This window comes from Saccharothrix sp. ALI-22-I, from assembly GCF_001984175.1.
Classification (GTDB): Bacteria; Actinomycetota; Actinomycetes; order Mycobacteriales; family Pseudonocardiaceae; genus Actinosynnema.
Map to the genome: position 1 here is coordinate 39,160 of NZ_MTQP01000044.1, position 21,976 is coordinate 61,135.

The 21,976-nt window shown below is 70.6% G+C and carries 16 protein-coding genes; 7 read left to right on the top strand and 9 right to left on the bottom strand.

Features of this window, described 5'->3' with window-relative positions; translation table 11 throughout:
• Positions 1–14: 14 nt before the first annotated feature.
• From ALI22I_RS07050 to ALI22I_RS07065, 4 genes are all read right to left on the bottom strand, one after another.
• Positions 15–1,370: a hypothetical protein gene (locus ALI22I_RS07050; protein WP_143532021.1), complete on the bottom strand. Its 1,356-nt coding sequence runs from the start codon at positions 1,368–1,370 to the stop codon at positions 15–17.
• A 130-nt stretch (positions 1,371–1,500) separates the two neighbouring features.
• Positions 1,501–2,616 carry a Gfo/Idh/MocA family protein gene (locus ALI22I_RS07055; protein ID WP_077004685.1) on the bottom strand — a complete coding sequence of 372 codons (1,116 nt, stop codon included), beginning with the start codon at positions 2,614–2,616 and terminating at the stop codon, positions 1,501–1,503.
• Complete coding sequence (locus tag ALI22I_RS07060) at positions 2,613–3,383, bottom strand: cupin domain-containing protein (RefSeq protein ID WP_077004686.1); 771 nt, start codon at positions 3,381–3,383, stop codon at positions 2,613–2,615. Before ALI22I_RS07060 ends, ALI22I_RS07055 begins: the two co-directional genes overlap by 4 nt.
• On the bottom strand, positions 3,380–4,318 hold the full coding sequence (locus ALI22I_RS07065; protein ID WP_077004687.1) for a PmoA family protein: 939 nt from the start codon (positions 4,316–4,318) through the stop codon (positions 3,380–3,382). Before ALI22I_RS07065 ends, ALI22I_RS07060 begins: the two co-directional genes overlap by 4 nt.
• Before the next feature lie 347 nt (positions 4,319–4,665).
• Here ALI22I_RS07065 and ALI22I_RS07070 point away from each other — a divergent pair, with 347 nt between their 5' ends.
• The 3 genes from ALI22I_RS07070 (at position 4,666) to ALI22I_RS07080 (ending at position 9,099) form a co-directional block, all read left to right on the top strand.
• On the top strand, positions 4,666–5,772 hold the full coding sequence (locus ALI22I_RS07070; RefSeq protein ID WP_143532022.1) for a zinc-binding dehydrogenase: 1,107 nt from the start codon (positions 4,666–4,668) through the stop codon (positions 5,770–5,772).
• A 321-nt stretch (positions 5,773–6,093) separates the two neighbouring features.
• Positions 6,094–7,104, top strand: a complete 1,011-nt coding sequence (locus tag ALI22I_RS07075; protein ID WP_077004688.1) for a LacI family DNA-binding transcriptional regulator — start codon at positions 6,094–6,096, stop codon at positions 7,102–7,104.
• 156 nt (positions 7,105–7,260) lie between these two features.
• Entirely contained in the window at positions 7,261–9,099 is a 1,839-nt protein-coding gene (locus tag ALI22I_RS07080) for an RICIN domain-containing protein (protein ID WP_077004689.1), read from the top strand.
• Between the two features lie 238 nt (positions 9,100–9,337).
• Here ALI22I_RS07080 and ALI22I_RS07085 read toward each other — a convergent pair whose 3' ends face one another.
• Positions 9,338–11,050 (bottom strand): RICIN domain-containing protein, encoded by a 1,713-nt coding sequence (locus ALI22I_RS07085; protein WP_143532023.1) that lies wholly within the window; start codon positions 11,048–11,050, stop codon positions 9,338–9,340.
• 419 nt (positions 11,051–11,469) lie between these two features.
• On the opposite strand from ALI22I_RS07085, the gene ALI22I_RS54510 reads away from it, so the two are divergent.
• Positions 11,470–11,592: a hypothetical protein gene (locus ALI22I_RS54510; protein WP_274522760.1), complete on the top strand. Its 123-nt coding sequence runs from the start codon at positions 11,470–11,472 to the stop codon at positions 11,590–11,592.
• A gap of 75 nt (positions 11,593–11,667) precedes the next feature.
• Positions 11,668–12,483, top strand: a complete 816-nt coding sequence (locus ALI22I_RS07090) for an SAM-dependent methyltransferase (RefSeq protein WP_077004727.1) — start codon at positions 11,668–11,670, stop codon at positions 12,481–12,483.
• 155 nt (positions 12,484–12,638) lie between these two features.
• Here the strand turns inward: ALI22I_RS07090 and ALI22I_RS07095 are convergent, their stop codons facing one another.
• Genes ALI22I_RS07095 through ALI22I_RS07105 form a run of 3 tightly spaced genes read right to left on the bottom strand, consistent with a single transcriptional unit; the run spans position 12,639 to position 16,364 of the window.
• Entirely contained in the window at positions 12,639–13,817 is a 1,179-nt protein-coding gene (locus tag ALI22I_RS07095) for a cytochrome P450 (protein WP_143532024.1), read from the bottom strand.
• On the bottom strand, positions 13,814–14,989 hold the full coding sequence (locus ALI22I_RS07100; protein ID WP_077004691.1) for a cytochrome P450: 1,176 nt from the start codon (positions 14,987–14,989) through the stop codon (positions 13,814–13,816). Before ALI22I_RS07100 ends, ALI22I_RS07095 begins: the two co-directional genes overlap by 4 nt.
• A 4-nt stretch (positions 14,990–14,993) precedes the next feature.
• Positions 14,994–16,364, bottom strand: coding sequence for a glutamate decarboxylase (locus ALI22I_RS07105; protein WP_077004692.1), 1,371 nt, complete (start codon positions 16,362–16,364; stop codon positions 14,994–14,996).
• Between the two features lie 899 nt (positions 16,365–17,263).
• Here ALI22I_RS07105 and ALI22I_RS07110 point away from each other — a divergent pair.
• Positions 17,264–17,776, top strand: a complete 513-nt coding sequence (locus ALI22I_RS07110; protein WP_077004693.1) for a hypothetical protein — start codon at positions 17,264–17,266, stop codon at positions 17,774–17,776.
• A 74-nt stretch (positions 17,777–17,850) separates the two neighbouring features.
• Positions 17,851–18,408: a DUF2231 domain-containing protein gene (locus ALI22I_RS07115; protein WP_077004694.1), complete on the top strand. Its 558-nt coding sequence runs from the start codon at positions 17,851–17,853 to the stop codon at positions 18,406–18,408.
• Here the strand turns inward: ALI22I_RS07115 and ALI22I_RS07120 are convergent.
• On the bottom strand, positions 18,405–21,638 hold the full coding sequence (locus tag ALI22I_RS07120; RefSeq protein ID WP_077004695.1) for a GH92 family glycosyl hydrolase: 3,234 nt from the start codon (positions 21,636–21,638) through the stop codon (positions 18,405–18,407). The genes ALI22I_RS07115 and ALI22I_RS07120 overlap by 4 nt on opposite strands.
• Positions 21,639–21,976 lie beyond the last annotated feature (338 nt).

Sequence of the window (21,976 nt, forward strand, 5' to 3'; positions counted from 1 at the left end):
CCGGACAGGCGGCGTCACCGTCGCACGGTGGCGGTGGCGTAGCCGTCCGGGTACCAGCCCCAGTAGTCCTTGTACCGCACGGTGAACTTGGTGGTGCCGAACGGCAGCGCGTAGGTCAGGGAGTGGGGTCCGCCGTCGGCCATCGGACCCCGCCAGAACTCCCGCTCCGGCCCGCCGTTGGTGGACGCGGTGATCCACCAGAAGTCGTTCTCGCCGGTCGGGCTGGTCCAGTCGACCGTGATGTACGCGGTGGACCGGTTTCCGCCGGTGCCGGGGGCGGCCGTCACGGAGAGGTCGCTGACCGGCGCGTTCGGCGGGCGTGCCGGGCCGAAGGAGTGCAGTAGCTGCACGTCCTGGTACACGTCGTCGTAGCTGACCGCCCAGGCCCGGGTGCCGTTGCGGTTGACCAGCAGGGTGCCGTCCCACAGCGTGTCGTCGATGTGGAAGTCGACGGCGTACTTCGGGGTCGTGCCGTCCCGGTCGTAGAGGTAGACGTCCGGGTCGCCGTTGCCGGTGTTCGCCTTGCCGATCGCGACCGTCGAGCCGTCACCCGACCACGCCGCGTCGGCAGGGTAGGCGCCGCTGGGGTACACCAGCGCGTCGGACAGGTCCGGGACCCGGTAGGCGCGGTGCTCGTACGGGTTGCCCACGGTCTGCACCACCTGCGTGCCGTCCGGGCTGAGGGCGTAGTCGCGCAGATTGCTCCCGGTGTCGTCGCGACGGGCGACGATCCTCGGTGTCGCACCGGAGACGTCGATGACGTAGGTGGTCACCGGCGAGTACCCGGTGTCACCGGCCACCAGCAGTCCGGGCGCGCCCGGGCTCGCGTCGATGACCGGCCGGTAGTCCGGTCCCCCGGTGTACACCACGGGCGCGGTACCCGGCTGCGACCACACCAGCAGCCCGCCGGAGCCGATCCCGCAGTCCACGAACCCGCCGACGACCTTGCCGCCGCTCGGTTCGACGGTGTAGACGCACGCGCCGTCCGGTGCGGGGTAGGTCGCGCTGACCGTCAGCGTGTCGGCGTCCAGCGCGGTCACCCCCGCGAAACCCCGCGCCGCGAGCAGGGTGCCGCGGTCGTCGCTGAGCGCCAGGTCGGAGAGGTCGGTGACCGCGGACACCTGCGTGACGAGCCGCCCGTCGAGATCCGTGACGACCAGCGGGTGGCCGCCGCCGACCCCCTGCGCCACGTACAGCCGGCCGCGGTCCTCGTCCAGTTCGATCGCCCGGAGGTCCGCCACGGGTAGCTGCGCACCGACGCTCTTCAGGACGTCGACACCGTCTGCGGCGGCCTCCGCGGTCACGTTCGCAGGCGTCAACAGGCCCATCGTCAACCCGACCACAACCGCGCCGATACCCAACCCGCGCATCACGACCCCTCCCCGTGCTCCGCCCAGACCCCGGCGAGGAGGATAGCCATGATCAGTTCCGCCCGGTAACCCCGAGATGGTCAGGTCGTCACGCGGAACGTGACGTCGCCGCGTTCGGTCGAAGTGGTGATCACCCCGGCGACCGGCCGTCGAGCGCCGTCGCGGTCAGCCAGGGTGCGCCGTCACCGGCCATGCTGCCGTAGAACGGGTTGCCCTCGGTGATCTCGCCCCGGCCGACCACCCGCCCGGTGAACGCGGAGGCGTAGACGGCGGCCACGAACTCCATGGTCACCCGCGTGTCGGCGGTGGAGATCGGTGGCGTCTCGCCGGCGTCGAGGGCGTCGAGCACGGCGGCGAACTGGGCGGTGTGACCGCTGGGCGTGTCCGGCGGATCGCCCGCCCACGCCGAGGTGACGTCAGGGGCGCCGGGTGCGGCGGTCACCCGCCAGTGGGCGTCCGAGTAGCCGTAGAGGTGCTCCAGGTCCACGGTGGCCCGTTCGAAGTCGAAGCGCAGCTGGCTGGTCTGGCGCGGCGAGACCACCGAGTTGACCACGGTGGCCACCGCGCCGGAGTCGAACCGCACGAGCGCGGCGGACACGTCCTCGGTGTCGGTCGGCCGGGCCTGGCGGGCGGCGACCGCCGTGACGCTGGTCCACTGGCCCAGGATCGACAGCAGCAGGTCGAACTGGTGGATGCCGTGCCCCATCGTCGGCCCGCCACCCTCCAGCTCCCAACTCCCCCGCCACGGGACCGCGAAGTAGTCGTCGTCGCGGAACCACAGGGTGTTCGCCGACGCCAGCAGCGGCCTGCCCAACGTGCCCTCGGCCAGCAGGCGCCGCAACCGGACCGCCCCGGAGCCGAACCGGTGTTGGAACACGGTGGCCACCGGCACCCCGGCTGCGGCCTCGGCGACCCGCAGGCGGTCGAGTTCGGCCAGCGACAGCACCGGCGGCTTCTCGACCACGGGCGACGCGCCGGCCGCCAGGCACTCCAGCGCGAGCGGCAGGTGGGAACCCGGTGGCGTGCACAGGTGGACCAGGTCGGGCCGTTGCGCGTCGAGCAGGTCGGCCAGGCTCGGGTAGGTGGGCACGTCCCACGTCGCGGCGAAGGCCGACGCCCGGTCGGGCTCGATGTCGACGGCCCCGACGAGGCGGGCTCGGCCGGCCGACCGCGCGACCGCCTCGGCGTGGGCCGTGGCGATCGCGCCCGTGCCGACGATCGCGCAGGTGTAGGTGCGAGTTGTCACGAAGGGTGCTCCTCGTCGGCTGCCGGTCCGAGTCCTGTGGGCTTGGCGTACGGCACGGCGTTGGCCACGTCGTGGGGGCGCAGGCGTCCGCACATGCCGAACACCCGTGCCGGTTCGGGTGCCTGGAACACGGCCGCCCGTTCGAGGTGCCCGGCCACGCCGACGGCCAGGTCGGTCGTCACGGCGAGGCCGGTCTCGGCCTGGCCGAGCGGGCCGTCGCGCACGATCGCCGCCCAGGTCCCGGCACGACCCCGGACCAGCGCGGCCGCCGCGGCGTGGAACTCCCGCAGCGGGGTCTGGTCCCCGCCGCGGATCGCGTCCCGGATGCGGGTGAAACCCTCCACCGCGAGATCGCGGCGCCTGCGGGCGTCGGCGGCGCGTTCGGCCTCCGTCGCCCGGTGCGGCAGGGTCGCCGCGGCGCGGTAGCGGTCCGGGTCGGCGACGACGTCGGGCGGGAACGTCATGACCGCGTCACCGGCCTCGGGCAGTCCGGCGTTGTCCATCAGCACGACCACCTGGAGGCCGCCGTGGTTGACGGCGCGGTGGATGGTGCCGGGGGTGAACCAGACGACCGAACCGCGGCCGAGCGGGATCTCGCGGCAGCGGTCGAGGTTCACCGCGTGCAGTTCGCCCTCCCCGCCCACGACCACGTAGCACTCGGTCGAGGCGAGGTGCATGTGCGGGCTGCCGCCGACGACACCGTCGGGAGCGGCGTCGTCGTAGACGTCGAGGAAGGACAACGACGTCCCGCCGGGGAACGTGCTCACGCGGACTCCTCCCGCCGCGTCGGGTCGCCTGCGTGACGCATGACGTCCCGCACGGACCCGGCCAGGGACTTCGCGTCCTCCGCGCCGCCGTCTGCCACCCCGGTGCCGTAGCTGAACCGCACGGTGTCGCCGTCGGCGACGACGAGCTCCTCGCTGAAGAACGGCGCCGGGTTGAGGCAGGCGAAGTCCTCGGAGCGGGTGAACCAGCGCGGCGGGTGGTGCGGGTTGTCCTCGTGGTCGACCACGAGGACCAGGGACTCCGCGTCGTCGCCGTCGTGACGACCCGCGAAGGCCATCCACTCGGCGCGGTGGCCGCGCAACTCGTCGCCGCCCACGCCGTCGGGCGTGACGACGTTCCCGCCCGTGAACGAGCGCGGACCGCGCCAGAACAACCCGCCGTACCCGGCGTTCTCCCGGCCGCGGGTGGTCGGCGAACCGAAGGCGATCTCCTGGCCGGAGGTGTTGGTCATCGCGGTGTCGAAGGTCAGCGCCCAGGCCGCGTCCGACAGCAGGGTGGCGGTGATCGTCCGGCGTTCGGTGATGACGGTGTGCCCGGACTGGGTGATCCAGTCCAACTCGTGGGCGAACCAGGCGGTGTCCCCTTCAACGCCGATGTCGACCAGGCGGCGGTGCTGCTGGGTGCCGTTGTTGTCCAACTGCACGTAGGACCGTCCGTGGACGTAGGTCGGACCACCCCAGAAGTTCTCGTCGCCGACGTTCGGCAACGACCAGGCGATGCCCTTGTGCCAGACGTGGTCGTGCGGCCGGAACAGGCTCACCAGCCGTCCGGCCCGGGTGCGGACCGGGTGCAGGAACGGTTTGGGCGACTCCAGCCTCGGGGTGTCGGGCACGTAGACGTAGCGGACGAGGTCGACTGCCCCGTCACCTATGGTCAGGGAAGACCCGACGTCGTGTCGGACCGCGAGTGCGCTCAAAGGTCCTTCTCCTCGCAACGGTTTCGAATGCGGCGACGGCGGGTGCAGCCGACTCTCGGCGTGCGCGTGTATGGAAAGCGCTTTCCGAGGCAGTATCGAACGCCGCCGGAAGACTCGTCAAGGTGGACCCGCGGTCACCGGCGCCGCTCGGGCGCTCCCGCTGTCTGCGGCGTGCGGAGTGGCGCTGCGCAGTAAGGCGACGGCGACCGTCCTGACCTGACGCGCGGAACCCGGTTGGTGCTCAGGTTTCACGTGTGGGGACGATGGTCGAGTCCCGAAGGATTTGCCCCAGATCCAGGTCGTGCGCCCGCGTGGGGACAGCGCGCCGTCAGTGAACAGGAGCCGCTGTGATCTCCGCCGTCGTCATGCCCGGACCCGACGCACCGCTCGAACTCCGCTCGTTCGCCCGCCCCGAACTGGAGCCGGGCGCGGTCCTGTTGCAGACCCTCGGGAGCGAGGTGTGCGGTACCGACGCGCACCTGTGGAAGGGACAGCTCGCGGGCGTGCCGTACCCGATCATTCCCGGCCATGTCAGCGTGGGACGGATCAGCGCGCTGGGCCCGGTCGACGCCACGGGCGAGGCCGCCCGGGACGTGTCCGGAGCCCCGCTGCGGGTCGGGCAGATCGTGACGTTCCTCGACGTGTACGGGACGTGCGGGCGCTGCTGGTACTGCACCGTCGGCCACGCCACCACCCGCTGTCCGGAGCGGAAGGTGTACGGGGTCACGCTCTCTGCCGACGACGGACTGCTCGGCGGCTGGGCGGAGTACATCCACCTGAAGCCGGGCGTCCACGTGATCCCGTTGCCCGATGAGCTGGACTGGCGCGCGTTCCTCTCCGGAGGCTGCGGCATGCCGACCGCTCTGCACGCCGTGACGCTCGGTGAGATCGCCTTCGGCGACACGGTCGTGGTTCAGGGCGCAGGACCTGTCGGGCTGTGCGCTGCCGTCCTCGCCCAGCTGCGCGGTGCCGGATCGGTGATCGTCATCGGAGGGCCTGAGGTCAGACTGGACGCGGCGACCCGGTTCGGCGCCGACACCGTCATCGACATCGGCACGACGACTCCGGACGAGCGGATCGCGGCAGTTCGGGAAGCGACCGGAGGACGCGGCGCGGACGTCACCATCGAGGCGACCGGGGTGCCCTCGGCGGTGCCCGAGGGCATGCGGCTCACCCGGGACGCGGGGCGGTACGTGATCGTCGGGCAGTACACCGACGCCGGTGAGACGACGTTCAACCCGCACCTGGACCTGAACCAGAAGCACCTGGACATCCGTGGCTGCTGGGGTAGCGACGTGGGGCACGTGTACCGAGCGGTCCGGGTCATGGCCCGGTACGGGCGGATCTTCCCGTGGACCGACCTCATCAGCAAGGAGTACCGCCTCGATGAGGCACAGGCCGCGCTGGAGGACGTCGCCGCCCAACGCGTGGTGAAAGCGCTCATCGTGCCCTGATCCGGCCCTCGCGCCGCCGGCGACTCGGCTTACCGGCGGCGTGAACCGAGTCATGTCGACGCACGTGTTGTCCCTTCGGTTGATTCGAAGTGGGCGGCGTAGGTGCAGCCCAGCGACAACGGCTCACGGACGCCGCCGTCCGGAATGCGTGACGGGAGAACGGATCACCGCGAGCGCGGCGCCCGTTGAACGTCGAGCGCTCCGGGCCGCGCTATGAGCGGCCCGGGGTTGTGCTGTGGGCTTGGGCCCGACCCACAGGTCGAACCGGTTCGACTTGCGACGTATCATCGGTGACCTGTTGAACCGGTTGAACGGAGCCGCATGAACATCGGTGAGATCGCCAAACGGGCGGGCGTGTCGCGCAGCACGGTGTCCTACGCGCTGAGCGGGAAGCGGCCGGTGTCGACGGCGACCGCGCGGCGGATCAACGAAGTCATCGACCAGCTGGGCTACCGGCCCAACGCCAGTGCGCGCGCGCTCGCCGAGGGGCGTACCCGCACGTTGAGCCTGGTGATACCGCCTGCCGGCAGGCGGCTCACCGATGTGCAGCTCGGCTTCGTCGCCAGCGTGGTGGAGGCGGCGGCCACCTACGACCTCGACGTGCTGCTGTCGCCCAGCGGCGGGGACCACGACCGGTCGTTCGAGCGGATCGTCACCGGGCGCCGGGTGGACGGCGTGATCCTGATGGAGATCCTGTTGGAAGACGCGCGGGTGGCGCGGCTGGAGCAGGCCGCGCTGCCGTTCGTGACGATCGGTCACGTCGAGCGCCCGGGCGCGTCCTGGTGGGTCGACGTGGACTACGAGGCGTTGATCAGGCGCTGTGTGCACCACCTGGCCGATCTCGGCCACGAGCACGTGGTGCTGGTCAGCCGGTCCGACGAGCTGGTGGCCGCCGGTTACGGTCCCGCGCTGCGTGCCACGGCCGGTTTCCTGGACGTCGCGGAGCAGCGGGGCCTGACCGGGCACGTGGTGTGCTGCGCCGACGAACCCGGTGCGGGCCAGGCGTGCTTCGAGGAGATCCGCCGGAACCGGCCGGAGGTCACCGCCCTGGTGACGATCAACGAGGCGGCGTTGCCGGGGCTCCAGCGGGCGTTGCACCACAGCGGACTGCACGTGCCCCGGGACCTGTCGATCACCGGCGTCATCGCCAAACGCCTGGCGGAGGACTTCAGCCCGCCGCTGACCGCCGCCGACGTGCCGGCCGAGGAGATGGCCCGGCTCGCCGTCGACCTGCTGGTCGAACGGATCGCCGACCCGGACGCGACGTCCCGGCACGCCCTGCTGGAGCCGGTCGTCTCCCTGCGGTCGAGCACGGGAGCCCGGCCGCGCTAGCCGGCCATCGAATCGATTCGACGGCCGGAAGCCGTTGCTTTGCATCACCTGTGTCACGTACGGTTTGCCACCAGTCGAACCGGTTCGACCTGTATCCGCCGATCCGGGTCCTCATGGTTCAACGGCGAACTTTCCTCCTCCCCCAAGGAGTCACGCGTGGACACGACACCTGACCGGCGGCGCAAGCGCCGTCGCGGCCCCGCCACCCTGCTCGCGATCGGTGCTCTGGTCGCCGCATCCCTCGTCATGACGATGACGCCCGCCCAGGCCGGGGACGAGTCGATCGCCGTCGACTTCTCCGTCGCGGGTGGCTCCCCGACCTACCGGGCCTCCGGGTGGATCTACGGCATGACCGAGGACGCGGCGGGACCCGCGGACCACTTCTACCGCGACCTGAAGTTCCGCTACATGCGCGCCGGCGGGGCGCAGCTCGACGGCCCCGGTGGCTGGGTCTCCGGCAAGTACGACCGCCGGTGGAACGCGACCCGTGCGCAGATGGAGCGCACCCGGTCGTTGGGCGGCGAGTTCGTCCTGCTGCCCCACGACCTGTGGGGCGCGGACAGCTACCCGATCTCCCGCTTCCCCGGCGACAACGGCGACTGGACCGACTACGAGAACTTCCTCACCCGTCTGATCAACGACGTGCGGGCGACGGGTATCCCGGTGCAGTGGGACCTCTGGAACGAACCCAACATCACGCCCTTCTGGAACCGCCCGCAGTCCCAGTACTTCGAGCTGTGGCGGCGCACGTACCAGCGCGTGCGGGCCGCGTTCCCGCAGCAGTTGATCGTGGGTCCGAGCTGCGCGTGCGTGCCGACGACCACGGGGGCGTTCTGGAACCAGTACCTGGACTTCATCAAGGCCAACAACGTGATCCCGGACATCATCAGCTGGCACTCGCTGCCGGGCGACCCGGTGGCGAACGTGGCGGCGGCGAACACCACGCTCGGCTCGCGCGGCATCCCGCACCCGCGCCCGTACCAGATCAACGAGTACGGCGCGACGAACGAGCAGAACCCCGGTGACGGCTCCTGGTACATCGCACGCCTGGAACGGGCGGGGGCCGACGGCCTGCGCGCCAACTGGGCGAGCGCGGGGAACCTGCACAACGACCTCGGCAACCTGCTCGTCCGGAACTCGGCGGGGCAGCACCAGCCGAAGGGCGAGTGGTGGGTCTACCGCTTCTACGGCTCGCAAACCGGGCAGATCGTCAACGTCGTCCCCAGCCAGTCCTACGACGCGTTCACCACGAAAGCGCCCGGCGTCGCGAAGATCCTGGTCGGCGGTGGCGGCACGACGGGCAACATCGCGGTGAACCTGCGGCGGCTGGACACCACGAGCGGCATCGTGCAGAACAACCAGGTGCGCGTTGTCGCCCAACGCATCCCGAACAACGGTGGCGGCGCGGTGCAGGGCCCGGTCACCATCCAGAACTCCGTGGTGACCCTGTCCGGCAACGGCGCCACGGTCAACCTGCCGCACACCAACGTCGATGACGCGTTCACCATCACGCTCCTGCCGCCGTCGAGCAGCGGAGTCGCGTCCGTGGCCGTCGCCCAGCACTCGCAGCAGTGCCTGGACAACAGGAACCTGAGCACCGCCGACGGCAACCCGCAGCAGCAGTACTACTGCGAGGGCGGCGACCAGCAGTTGTGGAACTTCCGCCCGGTGTCCGGGGTGGCCAACACCTACACCGTCGTCAACCAGCAGACCGGCAAGTGCCTCGACGTCAACGGCTCGTCCACCGCCGACGGTGCCGCCGTCCACCAGTGGACCTGCGCGAGTGGGGCCCAGAACCAGCAGTTCGCGCTGCGGAAGGTCACCTACTCGGGCAACGACGCCCACGACTACCAACTCGTGGCCCGGCACAGCGGCAAGTGCGTCGACGTCAGCCAGATCTCCACGGCCGCACGCGCCCCGATCCACCAGTGGACCTGCAACCCCGCCGGTCAGAGCAGCCCGCTCAACCAGACCTGGCGGCTCTTGGGCTTCTAGCGGTCATCAGGTACCCGACCGCTCGGTCGGAAGGTGGCGGCGCTGTGCGTCGCCACCTTCCGACCACGGCCAAGCCGGCGTTCACCGAAGATCAGTCCACGAGTTCAGGGGTGCGGACGGGTGGCTCAGCCGTGGGCACGTCGGGAACCGGCTGTCCGGAGAGCACCAGCCGGGCCCGGTCGTGGTCCAGGGTGCCGTTCCACTTGGCGATGACCAGTGTGGCGTCGCTGTCGCCGTCCTAGCCGAAGGACACCACGAGGCGGCCGTCCGAGGCGTAGGACCACTTCAGGGCGCCGGCGTAGGAGGAGCACCGGGAGCCGTTCGTGCCGGACCAGAACTGGTTCGTGCCGTCCGGTGTGGGGACGAGCTTGTCGTTGGTGCCGCTGCTGCTGCGGCACGAGGTGTTGTTGCGGAACACCGAGGTGCCGCCGTCGAACGAGAAGTTGCGTTCGTCGTTGTCGATGCTGATGTTGTCCGACACCTGCATCGTGCCCAGGTTGCGGTTGTAGGTGAACCCGTGCTTGCCGTTGTCGTAGGCGATGTTGCGGCGGATGGTGTGGTTGACGCCGATGTCCTCGCCGCCGAGCTTGTAGCCGTTGCGGTCACCGTTGCCGGCCTGGCCGCCGTTGCTGAGGGTGCCGTTCTTGTAGGCCAGCGAGTCCTCGATGGTGACCGCGCCGATGGGGCCGGTGTCGGTCTTGGTGTAGAGGTCCCAGCCGTCGTCGATGTTGTTGTGGGCGACGGCGTAGCGGAAGACGTTGCCGGGGCCGGAGGTGAGCTTGGCGGCGAAGCCGTCGGCGTCCTCGCCGTCGGAGTCGGCGTTGTCGTGCGATTCCGCGCTCAGGATGAGGTTGTTGGCCGGCCACTGCTCCTTGGGGGTGGTGGAGAGCATCCGGGAGAGCTGCAGGCCGGTGTCGCGGTTGAAGCGCGTGATCGTGCGTTCGAAGATGTTGTTGCTGCCGCCGACGAAGATCCCGTTGTCACCGGCACGCTCGACGACGATGCCCTTGACGTGCCAGTAGTTGCCGTTCACGGCGAGGCCGCGGTTGGCCGGGTCCTCGGCCTGGGCGGAGAAGTTCAGCACCGGGGTCTCACCCGGGTAGGCGAACAGTTTCGTGCGGTTGCCCGAGGTGCCGCTGTTGCCCTGCGGGACGGTGACGGTCTGCGAGAACGCGTAGGTGCCGCCGCGCATCGAGATCGTCCCGCCGGGGGTGATGCGGCTGATCGCGGAGGTGAGCGTCGTCGGGTTCGCCACGGTTCCGGCCGCGCTGTCGGTGCCGTTGGGCGCCACGTACAGCGCGCCCGACGGCGGCGTGCCGGTGGTCGTGGTGGTGACCGCCGTCGTCGTGGTGGTCGTGGTCGTGCTGGTGGGGGTGGTGGTCGAGGTCGGGCCGCCGGTGACCGGTGTGAAGGTCCACTGCTTGGTGGCGGCGCTGTCGCAGGAGTTGGTCTGCACCAGGGCTCCGGCCGTGGTGGAGTTGTCCGTGGTGTTCGCGCACTTGCCGCCGTTGGTGTTGACCACGCGGTAGTTGCTGCCGCTCGCGGTCAACGTCCAGGTCTGGGCGGCGGCGCCGGTGCACGCCTCCTGCTGGATCGGCTTGCCCGCACTGGTCGACGCGTCGCGGACGCCGACGCACAGGCCGCTGCCGACCGACGTGATCCGGTACCCGCCGCTGACCGCCGTCAGCGTCCACTGCTGGTTGCCGCCGCTGACGCACGTCGCCTGCTGGAGTTGCGCGCCGGCCTGGCCCGAGCCGGCGAGACAGTGCCCGCTGGCCGCGTTCTTCACCGTGTACGTTCCCGCGCCGACCGCGGCATCAGCGGGCGCGACGTTCGGCCACACGGCGAGCGTGACCGCCAGCGCCGCCACGGCAGCCGCCGCGATCAATCCCCTGCGAAGGCCACGCGGTCGTAACGACCGCGTGGCGGCAGGCTGTTCAGGGTTGCTCATGACAGCTCCAAGACGCCGGTGAAATGGAGGGAAAGCTTTCCGGCGGATGTTAGGAGGCAATCAATCGCGCGGTCAACGGCGGTTTTTCGGGGGGCTGTCCCATACCGGGTATCGAATATGTCGAACGTCGAGGTCGCCGACGTCGGAGTTGATCACGAACCGGTCTTCGACCTTCGGTCGGTGAATGCGGTCAATCATACTTGTGAACAAAATGGACCCGTGCTGGTCACGCATGTGAACAATCTTGCCGGTTCCGCTCCGGTCGGCGAGGAAATGATTCATGTATGAGAAACCGCGTTGATCGTCAAGGTGAACCCGACCGGCTTGACATCGCGTTCGTCGGTCTGTTAGTGGACTTTGGGTTTGCGTTCCGTCGCCGAGCACGATTCCGGTGACGCTGAGGCCGTTACGGGTCTCACGTGAGGGGAAGACCGTCGGCAGGCGGCCTCGTGGACGGGGATGATCCGGCGGGCCTGGCCGCCGACGAGCAGGCAGTACAGCAGCGGGCCCACGCCGAGTCGCCCCGCGCGGCGACGAACTGATCGACTCCGCGACCTCGGTGTCGCACTCGGCCCACTACGGTGGGTGCGCCGAACCGCTGTCCGAAGGAGGAGTTCATGGCAGACAACGGGGATTGGGTGCCCGGCGGGCTCGACACGAGCAAGCCGTCGGGCGCGCGGGTGTACGACTACCTGCTCGGCGGGGGCCACAACTTCGACGCCGACCGGGTCGCCGGCGGGCGCGTGATCTCGGTGCTGCCGCAGGCGCGGAAGATCGCCGCGTCCAACCGGGCGTTCATGCGCCGCGCGGTCCGCTTCATGATCGGACAAGGTGTCACGCGGTTCCTGGACCTCGGCTCCGGCATCCCGACGGTGGGCAACGTCCACGAGATCGCCCGGCACGTCGATCCCTCCGCTCGGGTGGTGTACGTGGACTTCGAGGAGGTCGCGGTGGCGCACAGCCTGCTGATGCTGCGCGACGACCCGCTGTCCGACGTGGTCCAGGCCGACCTGACCGAGCCCGACCGGGTGCTGGGCGCGGAGCCGGTGCGGCGTCTGCTCGACGATGGCGAACCGGTGGGACTGCTGATGGTGGCGGTGCACCACTTCGTGCCGGACGCGAAGGACCCGGCGGGGCTGGTGGCCCGCTACGCCGAGCGGATGCCCCCGGGCAGCCTGGTCGCGATCTCGCACCTGACCGGCGACCACGATCCGGAGGAGATGGAGCAGGTCCGCCAGACCATGGCGAACAGCCCGAGCCCGATGTACTTCCGCCCCTACGACGAAGTCATGGCGCTGTTCGCGTCGCTGGACGTCGTGGAGCCGGGCGTGGTCGACGCGCCGTCCTGGCACCCGGAGGACGGTCTGCACGATCTCGAACTCGCCACCGTGCGGGGTGTCTACGCCGGGGTGGGCCGCGTCCGATCGAGGTGAGCACGGGGCCCGACCACGGGCACCGGCCCCGTGCTGGTGCGCGGGGCCGGTGCCCGTGGTCGGCCGGTCGGTGGACCGGCTTGCGGTGCCGTGCCGGGTGGTGGGTTACGCCGTCCGGCGCGACGCCGCCACACCGACCGGTTGACTCGGCGTGGTCACCAGACGACGTCGAGCGGGCCGGGTAGGCGCAGCTTCCAGCCGTGTGGTGCCGGCCGCCAGTCGGGTGCGGGCCGCACGCCCGGCAGCCGGTCCAGCAGCACGTCCAGCGACGTGCGGGCGGTGGCCATGACGAACGCGAACGCCGGGCACCCGTGCGGCCCCGCGCCGAACCCCAGGTTCGTCCGGACATCGCGGTGCACGTCGAACCGGTCCGGGTCGTCGAACACGCGCTCGTCCCGGTTCGCCGACGCCACGCTCACCGACAGCATCGCCCCGGCCGGGACGTCCGCGCCGCCGAGCGTCACCGCACGGGTGGTCCGCCTGGTCACGTTGCCCAGCGGCGGAGTCCACCGCAGTGCTTCGTTGACCGCGGCGCCGACGAGCCACCGGTCGTCCGACACCTCGGCGAGCACGCCTCGGTCGGCGAGCAGGGCCCTCAACGTCCAGGCACCGACCCAGCCCGCCTGCAACTGTGCTTGCGCGAGCTGTTTGATCACCGGCAGCACGTCCGCGTCGGACCGGGGTTCGCCGGTGGGGCGGTGGGCGTGGACCGCGTGCGACAGCACCGAACGGTCCGGCGCGGCCCGCACCCGTGCCAGCGCGCGCGTGAGGACGTCGTCCATATCCGCCATCGCGGATGCCACCGCGGTCTCCTTTGCCGGGTCACGGCTGAAGTTGGTGAGCGCGTCGATGAGCGCGATGCCCCACCACCGCAGCCGGCCGGCATCCGCGATGTCCACACCGGACAGTTCGGCGTGCGACAGCGTGGCGACGGGCTCGAAGTACGCCGACACCAGCTCCGCGTGCCCGGCCGGGGCCAGCTCGGCGATGATCTTCTCCGCCCACGGCCGGACGATGGCGTCCACGTGGTCGTTGACGCGGTGCGGCGCGTAGTCCGGTTCGATCGCGTTGCGCAGGTCCTGGTGCGCGGCGCCGTTCCGGTTCATCAGCGGAGGCCCGCCGCAGAGCCGGACGACGGGCGCGGCCGGGATGTCCGTGGTGAACGTCCCCGGGTCGGCGAGCACCCGCTGGACGTCGTCCCAGCGCGTCACGAGCCACTGGTCCACCTCCGGCAGCAGCGACACGGGCTGTTCCTCCCGCAGCCGCGCGTACACCGGGTACGGGTCGGCGTCGAGTTCCGCGAGCAGGGAGTTCTCCGTCGTCGATCCGGTCATGACGCCCTCCTCGCCGCCGCGTCCCACACCGCGTCGAGCGCTCCCGGCAGCCGCAGCTTCCAGCCGTGCGGCGCCGCGCGCCAACCCGGTGCCGGCCGCACACCGGGCATCCGCTCGAACAGCACGTCCAGTGCCGTGCGTGCCACGGCGGTGACCAGCGGGTGCGCCGGGCAGTCGTGCGGCCCGACGCCGAACCCGAGGTGCATGCGGACGTCGCGGTGCAGGTCGAACCGGTCCGGTTCGGTGAACTCCGCCTCGTCCCGGTTGGCCGAGGCGATGGCCGCCGCGATCATGCTGCCCGCCGGGATCTCCCGCCCGCCCAGCGTCACCGCCCGCGTCGTGCGCCTGCCCAGCACGCCGACCGGACCGCTCCACCGCAGCGCCTCGTACACCGCCGCGCCGAGCAGCGCCCGGTCGGCGCGGACCGCGGCGAGCTGGTCCGGCGCGGACCACAACGCCACCAGCGTCCAGCCCGCCAGCCAGCCGGGCTCGATCACGCTCAGCGCGATGTGCTTGAGCACGGGCAGCACGTCGGCATCAGTGCGGGCGTCGCCACGCCGGTTCGCGTGCAGCAGGTGGGAGATCACCGACCCGTCCGGTTGCTCCCGCAGCCGCTGGACGACCGCGGTCACGGCCGCGTCGTCGGCCATCACCTCGGCCGCGTCGGCGTCCACCGCCGGATCGCGCCCGAAGTTGTTCGCCACCTTCGTCAGCGCTCTTCCCCAGCGGCGCAACGTGTCCGCACCGGCGGGGCCGACCCCGAGCAGCATGGCCTCGGCGATCGCCGCGACCGGCTCGAAGTAGTCCGCGGCCAGGTCGGAGCAGCCGGACGGGAACACGTCGTCGGCGACTTCGTGGGCGACGGGCCGGACGATCGTGTCCACGTAGTCGTTCACCCGGTGGGCGTCGTAGTCGTGCCGGAACGCCTCCCGCACGTCCTGGTGCGACTCGCCCTCCCGCAACAGCATGGGCGTCCCGCCGCACAGGCCGTGCATCGGCGACGCCGGCTGGTCCGTGGTGAACCGCTCCGCGTCCGTCAGGACCGTGCGCACGTCGTGCCAGCCGGTCACCAGCCATTGGCGTGCCTCCGGTACCCAACTCACCGGCTCCTCCCTGCGCAGCCGCGCGTAGGCGGGGTAAGGGTCGGTCTCCAACTCCGAGATCGTGACCACGGCGTCAGTCCGTGAACGACGGCGCCGTCGCATCGGGCAGCGGGAACGGGTGGCTCGACAGCCGTTCACTGTGCTTGGCGAGGCTCTCCAGGAACTTCGCCGCGAGGTCGAGCGTGAACCCCTGCCTGCACACGACGCGGAGCACGTGCACGTGCTCCAGGTTCGGCGGCAGGCTGTACGCGGGCACGTGCCAGCCGTCGCTCTTGAGCGCCTCGGACAGGTGGTACACGGTGAAGCCCACGTCCTCCGGGTCGCGCAGGCGGAACGCCACCACCGGCAGGTCCTCGCCGTCGCTGATGACCTCGAACGGCCCGACGGCCTGGACGCCCTTCGCGACCTGCCGCGCGACCTCCTGGCACCGCTGCGCGATCATCTGGTAGCCGGCCAGCCCGTTGCGCAGGAACTGGTAGTACTGCGCGATCACGCCGGACGCCGGCCGGGAGAAGTTCAGCGTGAACGTCGGGTGGTGGCCGCCGAGCACGTTGCAGTCGAAGATGAGCGACTCGGGCAGGTACTCGGGATCGCGCCACAGGCACCAACCGGAGCCCGGGAAGACGAGGCCGAACTTGTGGCCGGACGCGTTGATCGACACCACCCTCGGCAGTGCGAAGTCCCAGGCGAAGTCGACGTCGAGGAACGGCGCGACGAACCCGCCGCTGGCCGCGTCGACGTGCAGGGGCACGTCGACGCCCCGGTCGGCCGCCACGCCGTCGAGCGCGGCCGCGATCTCCGCGACCGGGTCGTAGCGCCCGTCCTGCGTGCTGCCGAGCACCGCGACGACGCCGATCGTGTTCTCGTCCACCGCCTCGGCGGTGAGCGCCGGGTCGAGGGTCGTGCGGCCCTCCGCGAGTGGCACCATCCGCGCTTCCACGTCCCAGAAGTTGCAGAACTTCGGCCAGCAGACGTGGACGTGGCTGCCGAACACCATGTTGGGCCGGCCGGTGCCGCCCCGCTCCCGCCAGCGGCGCAGCATGGCCAGACCGGCGAGCATGGCCGCCTCCGAGCTGCCGCTCGTGGAGCAGCCGATGAACCGGCCGTCGTCCTCGTGCCACAGGTTCGCCAGCGCGTTGATGCACTCCTGCTCGATATCGGAGCTGGCCGGGTACTCCTCGCGGTTCATCAGGTTGATCGAGGCGGTGTCCGCGTAGATCCGCTCCAGCTCCGGCTCGGCGGCCGTCGTGCAGAACGTGGCGAGGTTGAGGGCCGCCCGGCCGTCGAGCAACAGCCTCGACTGCACGATGCCCGCCGCCACGCTCGCGGGCATCGGGTTCTCCGGAAGCCGGCCCTTCGGGATGACCTCCTCGTCGATCCGCTGTGCGAAGACGGGAGCGATCTGCAAATCCTGCTCATCGGTGATCACGCGCTGCAGGCTCATGGCGACCTCATTCTTCAGGACTTCCGAGGGACGGCATGAGGTTTATCGCAGCATTCGCGGCACAGTTACCCGCCTCTCGGGTGAATTGAGCCTGACCTGTTCGGGTGTGAATCATTGGATCGCAGGCTCTCGGTCGGACGGGTGGTCGCAGGCCGAAATCGTCTGCCGTTCACCTGGGAATACGGCACGAAAGAGTGAATGCCACTGGTTCGGTAGCGGAATGTGGCGAATCGCCTGGCGCCGCTACTGCATTCCGGCGGGGTTGCTGCGCCGGCAGGCTGACGCGCGCAGAGTCACCGAGCCTCGTGCGACCAGGCGGATTTTCGGGTCATGCGGAGGGATATGCGGATCGCGTGACACTCGGCCCTGCGAGAAGGCCAGGATGCCCGGCCGAACGGGACGAGCACCGCCGGGACGAGGTGGGTGCGGACCCTTTCGTGAGACAACATCGGGTCGAGTGCGCAGGCCTACAAAGTCACGGTGGCCGGTGACGACCACATGACCGACTACGGCGCGTGGCTGGCGTGCGAGAACGGCGCCAAGGCGGGGGAGAACCGGTACGACGACACGCCGCGGTACCTGCGGTGCGGCCGCGACCTGGCCGAGTACTCGCACCAGAACTTCTCCTACCAGCCGTACATGCTCGCGGCGCTGAAGCTCATCTCCTACGAGTCCCCGGCGTGGGACCCCGGCAACCCGTACCGCCACTTGCACAACCAGGCCCCCGGGGTCACCTTCGACTGGACTCACCCTGACCGAGGACTTCGAGGGGTTCACCTTCACCCGCTTCGACGGCACGACCGCGACCGTGTGATCGACCGCGGCCGGCTGTGTCGCGGTGTCCGGCCGAACAGCGGCTGCGGGAGTGGTGTCGAGGGCCGGCGGGTACCTCCTGGGTTGTGGACGACTTTCTGGGCATCTACCTCAGGGACCAGCTCGCGATGGGCGTGTTGTGGCGGGAGTTGGCGCGGCGCGCCGAGCGCAACAACCGCGGCACCGAACTCGGCGAGGCGCTGGCCCGGGTTTCGACGGGGATCGCGGAGGACGTCGAGACGTTCCGATCGATCATGCGTCGGGTCGGGGCGCGCACCAATCCGGTCAAGACCGGGCTGGCGGTCGGTGCGGAACGTCTGGGACGGCTGAAGCGCAATGGTCGGCTGGTGTCGTATTCGCCGCTGAGCCGGTTCGAGGAGCTGGAGATCCTCACGATGGGGATCGACGGCAAGAAGCAGCTCTGGACAACCCTGCGTGACCTCGCCGGCCTCAAGGCACGCCTGCCCGATATCGACTTCGACCACCTGATCGACCGAGCCGCGCATCAACGTGCCGACCTCGAACCCTTCCGGACGCGCGCCGGTACCGACGCATTCGCCACGGCAATTGCGAAAGCGCCGCCGAAAACCGGACCGTGAGCGGGCACCGAAAGTGAAGTCGTCGGGTTGCCGCTCCGGTGGTTCACCGTGTCGGCGCAGGGTATCCAGGGCCCGTGGTCGTACGTCGGGCACTGCACGCCGCCGAGTCGGTCCGCGCCGTCGACGCTCCGGCCGGCGCGATCGCGCGGGCGGTGCGTCGGGTGCTGGGCCGGGGCAAGGCGGACCGGTTGCTGCGCGGCGCGTGGCTCGGCCATCCCGTGCACCCGCTGCTGGTGACCGTGCCGATCGGCGCCTGGGTGTGCTCCGCCGTGCTCGACCTGGGGTTCGGCCAGCGCGCCGCCGCACGGCGGTTGGTGGCGATCGGGCTGGCCGCGACACCGCCGACCGTGCTGGTCGGCCTGGCGGACTTCTCTCACCTGGATGTCACACAACGGCGAGTGGGCATCCTGCACGCCGTCACCAACACCCTCGCGGCGAGCTGCTTCCTCGCGTCGACCCGGTGCCGCAGCGACCGATCCGCCCGGGCGTGGGGACTGGTCGGGCTGGTGGTGCTGAGCACGGGCGGCGCGCTCGGTGGTCACCTGTCCTACGCGCAAGGAGCCGGTGTCCACCGGTGGCCGGAAGACACGCCCGCCCCGACGGTGGACCCGGCCCCGGTGGAGCCCGTCTAGGCCAGGGTGATCGCGTACACCTCCACTCGCGGGTCGTCGGGCAGGGTCGCCGAGTGGACGGCCTTGGTCGGGTCGAGGGGGAGGGACAGGCCGAACAGCCGGACCGGCGGCCCGTCCACGCCCTGTCCCGCCTTGATGCGGTGTGGCATTTCCAGTACCACGGTGCCTCCGGAGCCCGCCCAATCGCCGACCGTCATCGGCACCTCGGCGGTACTGCCGTCGGCGTACCGGACGGTCACCGCCGTGTTCACGGGGCCGTTGTGCGATGCCGCCACGAGCCGCAGGGCACCGTACTTCCCGGCGGGCAGCAGCATCGCCTGGCCACGTGCCTCCACGAAGTTCGCGGCCGTCCCGGTTGCGTCCGGGGCCTGGTAGGTCACGCCAACCCACGTCACCGGGCCCGCGGCGGGGAGCAACGCGGCGTCGTAGCTCCAACCCTGACCGTCGAAGTTGCCTTGACCCGACGCCGCGACGGTCGCCGTGCCGTCGTGGTCGAGTTCCCGGGACAGGTCCACCGCGCACTGCGCTCCCGCCACCGCGCACGTCGCCGCCTGCCGGACCTCCACGACGGCCTCCCGCACGACCGTGTTCGGCCCGTTCACGGTGGCCTGAACCGGATAGCGGCCGATCGGCGTGCCGGCGGGCACCGTCACCACGACCTGGACCGACCGCTGGGCCGGCAGTCTGCCCGACTTGATCACCAGCGACCGCGGCGTCGTGACCGACCAGCCGGCCGGCGCGCTCGCCGACACCTCGACCGGCACCGTGCCCGGTGCCTGGGCGAGCACGTCCAGGGTCAGCGACACGGTCTGCGGTGCGTCCGCCGTCGGCACGACCGTCGAGGACGGCCGCAGTGACGCGTCGACGTGCCGCCGCCCGTCGGCCTGCGCGCGGTTGACCGACGGCGGCTCGGCGCCGGGATCGGTGCCCCACGACGACGGCTCGGTGCCGAGTCGGTGCGCCAACGTGCCGCCGCGGACGAGGGTGTCCCAGTCCAGCCACGTCTTGCGGACGTCACGGCCGTTGAACGACACCCGCTGGACGTACCGGTTGGTGTCACTGGCGCCCGGCGCGGTGATGGTCAGCGTGCTCTGTCCGGTTCGGACGGTCGCGGCCGGGAACTGGGGGCTGGACAGGGCCAGGAAGTCGCCCCCGCTCATCGTCGGGTACAGGCCGAGCGACGAGAACACGTACCAGGCCGACATCGTGCCCAGGTCGTCGTTGCCGGTCATGCCGTCCGGGCCGGTGGTGAACAGCGTCATCGCCGCCCGCACCACGGTCGCGGTCTTCGCGGGCGTGCCCGTCGACAGGTAGAAGTACGGCGCGAGGAGGTCGGGTTCGTTGTTCGGGTTGTAGGTGGGCTTGCCGTAGTAGTCGTAGGGCTGCGTGATCCAGTCCTCGCGCACGGTCCCGGCCGGGTCGGCGAGCAGCTTGTCGTAGGCGAAGAACGCGTCGAGCCGCTGCTCGGTCGCCCGCCGTCCGCCCATCAGCCCGACGAGCCCGTTCGGGTCCTGCGGCACCAGCCACTGGTACTGGAACGCGCCGCCCTCGTGGAACTGGTGGCCCGCGTCGACGGGGTTGTACGGCGTCACCCACGTGCCGTCGGCCGTGCGGGGGCGGAAGTGGCCGGTCGAGGCGTCCCACAGGTTGCGGTACCACTGCCCGCGGTCGGCGAACACGCGCGCGTCGTCGTGCTTGCCCAGGCCACGAGCCATCACCGCGAGTGCGGCGTCCGCCGCCGCGTACTCCAACGTCGCCGACGCGGGGTGCACGCAGTCGTTGTCACCGCCCTTGTGCGCGCAGTCCGTGCCGAGCTCCAGGCCGGACGGGATGTAACCGCGGTCGCGGTAGAACTCCACGCCGGAACGGCCGTTGTAGGGGGAGTCGGCGGGTGGAACCGTGGTGGCGTTGCGCTTGAGCAGCTCGTACGCTTCCTGCTCGTACCCGGCGAGCAGGCCCTTCGACCAGGCCTCGACCAGGAACGGCGTCACCGGGTCACCGGTCATGATGTTGGTCTCGCTGTTGGCCAGCGCCCAGCGCGGCAGCCACCCACCGTCCCGGCCGCTCGCCACGACCGACAGCGCGACGTCCCGGGCGACCTTCGGTTCCAGCAACTCCAACAGCTGGTTCTGCGGCCGGTAGGTGTCCCACAGCGACAGGTTCTGGTACGGCGTGAAGCCTTGCGCGGTGTGGGGTTGCCCGTCGAAACCCATGTACCGGCCGTCCACGTCGCCGGCCAGGTTCGGGTGCAGCAACGAGTGGTAGAGCGCGGTGTAGAACGCGGTCCGCCGCTCCGGTGCGCCGCCGTCGATCCGGATGGAGCCCAGCCGTTCCACCCATGCCCGGTGCGCTTCGGCTTTCGTGGCGTCGAAGTCGTAGGAGTCGCCGGTCTCCGCGGCGAGGTTCTTCCGGGCGCCTTCGACCCCGGTGTACGACAGGCCGACCTTGAGCACCACGTCCCGGTCGGCCGTCGCGTCGAAGCTCACCCACGCGCCGTTGCCGCCCTGGCCCGCCGCGTCCGGCACACCCGGCGCGCGGGTCGTGCCGCGCCACGTGCCGAAACTCGCGAACGGCCGGTCGAACGTGGCCGTGAAGTACACGGTGTGCTCGTCGCGGCCGGCGCAGAACCGCCCCGCCCGGACCCGTCCCTCGACGGTCCGGTCGCCCACGACGTGCACTTCGGAGTCGAGCACCTGCTGGTTCGCCTTGCCGGTGTTGAACAGGACGTTCGCCTGGGTGCCCGCCGGGAAGGTGTGCCGCTGCCAGCCGGTTCTGGGCGTGGCGGTCAGCTCCGCGTTCACGCCGTACCGGGACAGCCCGACGCGGTAGTAGCCGGGCCGGGCCTCCTCGTCGGCGTGCGAGTACTTCGACCGGTAACCGGTGATGTCGACGCTGTCCACGGGCCCGGTCGTCGGCATGACGGGCAACTCGCCCGCGACGCCGCAGCCCACGCCGGACAAGTGCGTCTGGCTGAAACCGTGGATCTCCTGCTGCTGGTAGTCGTAGCCGCCCTGGCCGCCGGTGTCCGGGCTGACCTGCACCATGCCGAACGGCATGCTGACGCCGGGGAACGTGTTGCCGAAGTTCTGCGTGCCGACGAACGGGTTCACCAGGGTGGTCGGGTCCACGGCGTCCAAGGCGTCGGGAGCGGCGGTCGCGTCGGTCGCCGGTGTTCCGACGAAGAGCAGTGCGGCGGCCAGCAGGAGTGTGTTGCCTCGTCGGAGCGGCATCGGCAGGCCCTCTCTGGGTGACAACGTTGTCAGGTGATCCACGTATCGATCACCGCACCGACTGTCGCGCACCACGACCCCGGTCGTCCAGTCCTGATCGGGATCCCGATTCGGTCGCAATCGGTGACGTGCACCGAAAACCGGACAACATCGGACATTGGACTAGGCCTTTCACGGCCCGGTGATACCTGCTAAGGCCGGGGGTGACAGCGCTTCCCGGCGAGTATTGACCTTGCCGAATTGAGTTCAATGCTGTTCGATCTTGATTGGTCGTCGTCGCCTGTCGTCGGAGTGAGTGGGTCAACCATGTCCCTGCACCGCCGTCACCCCGTCCCCCT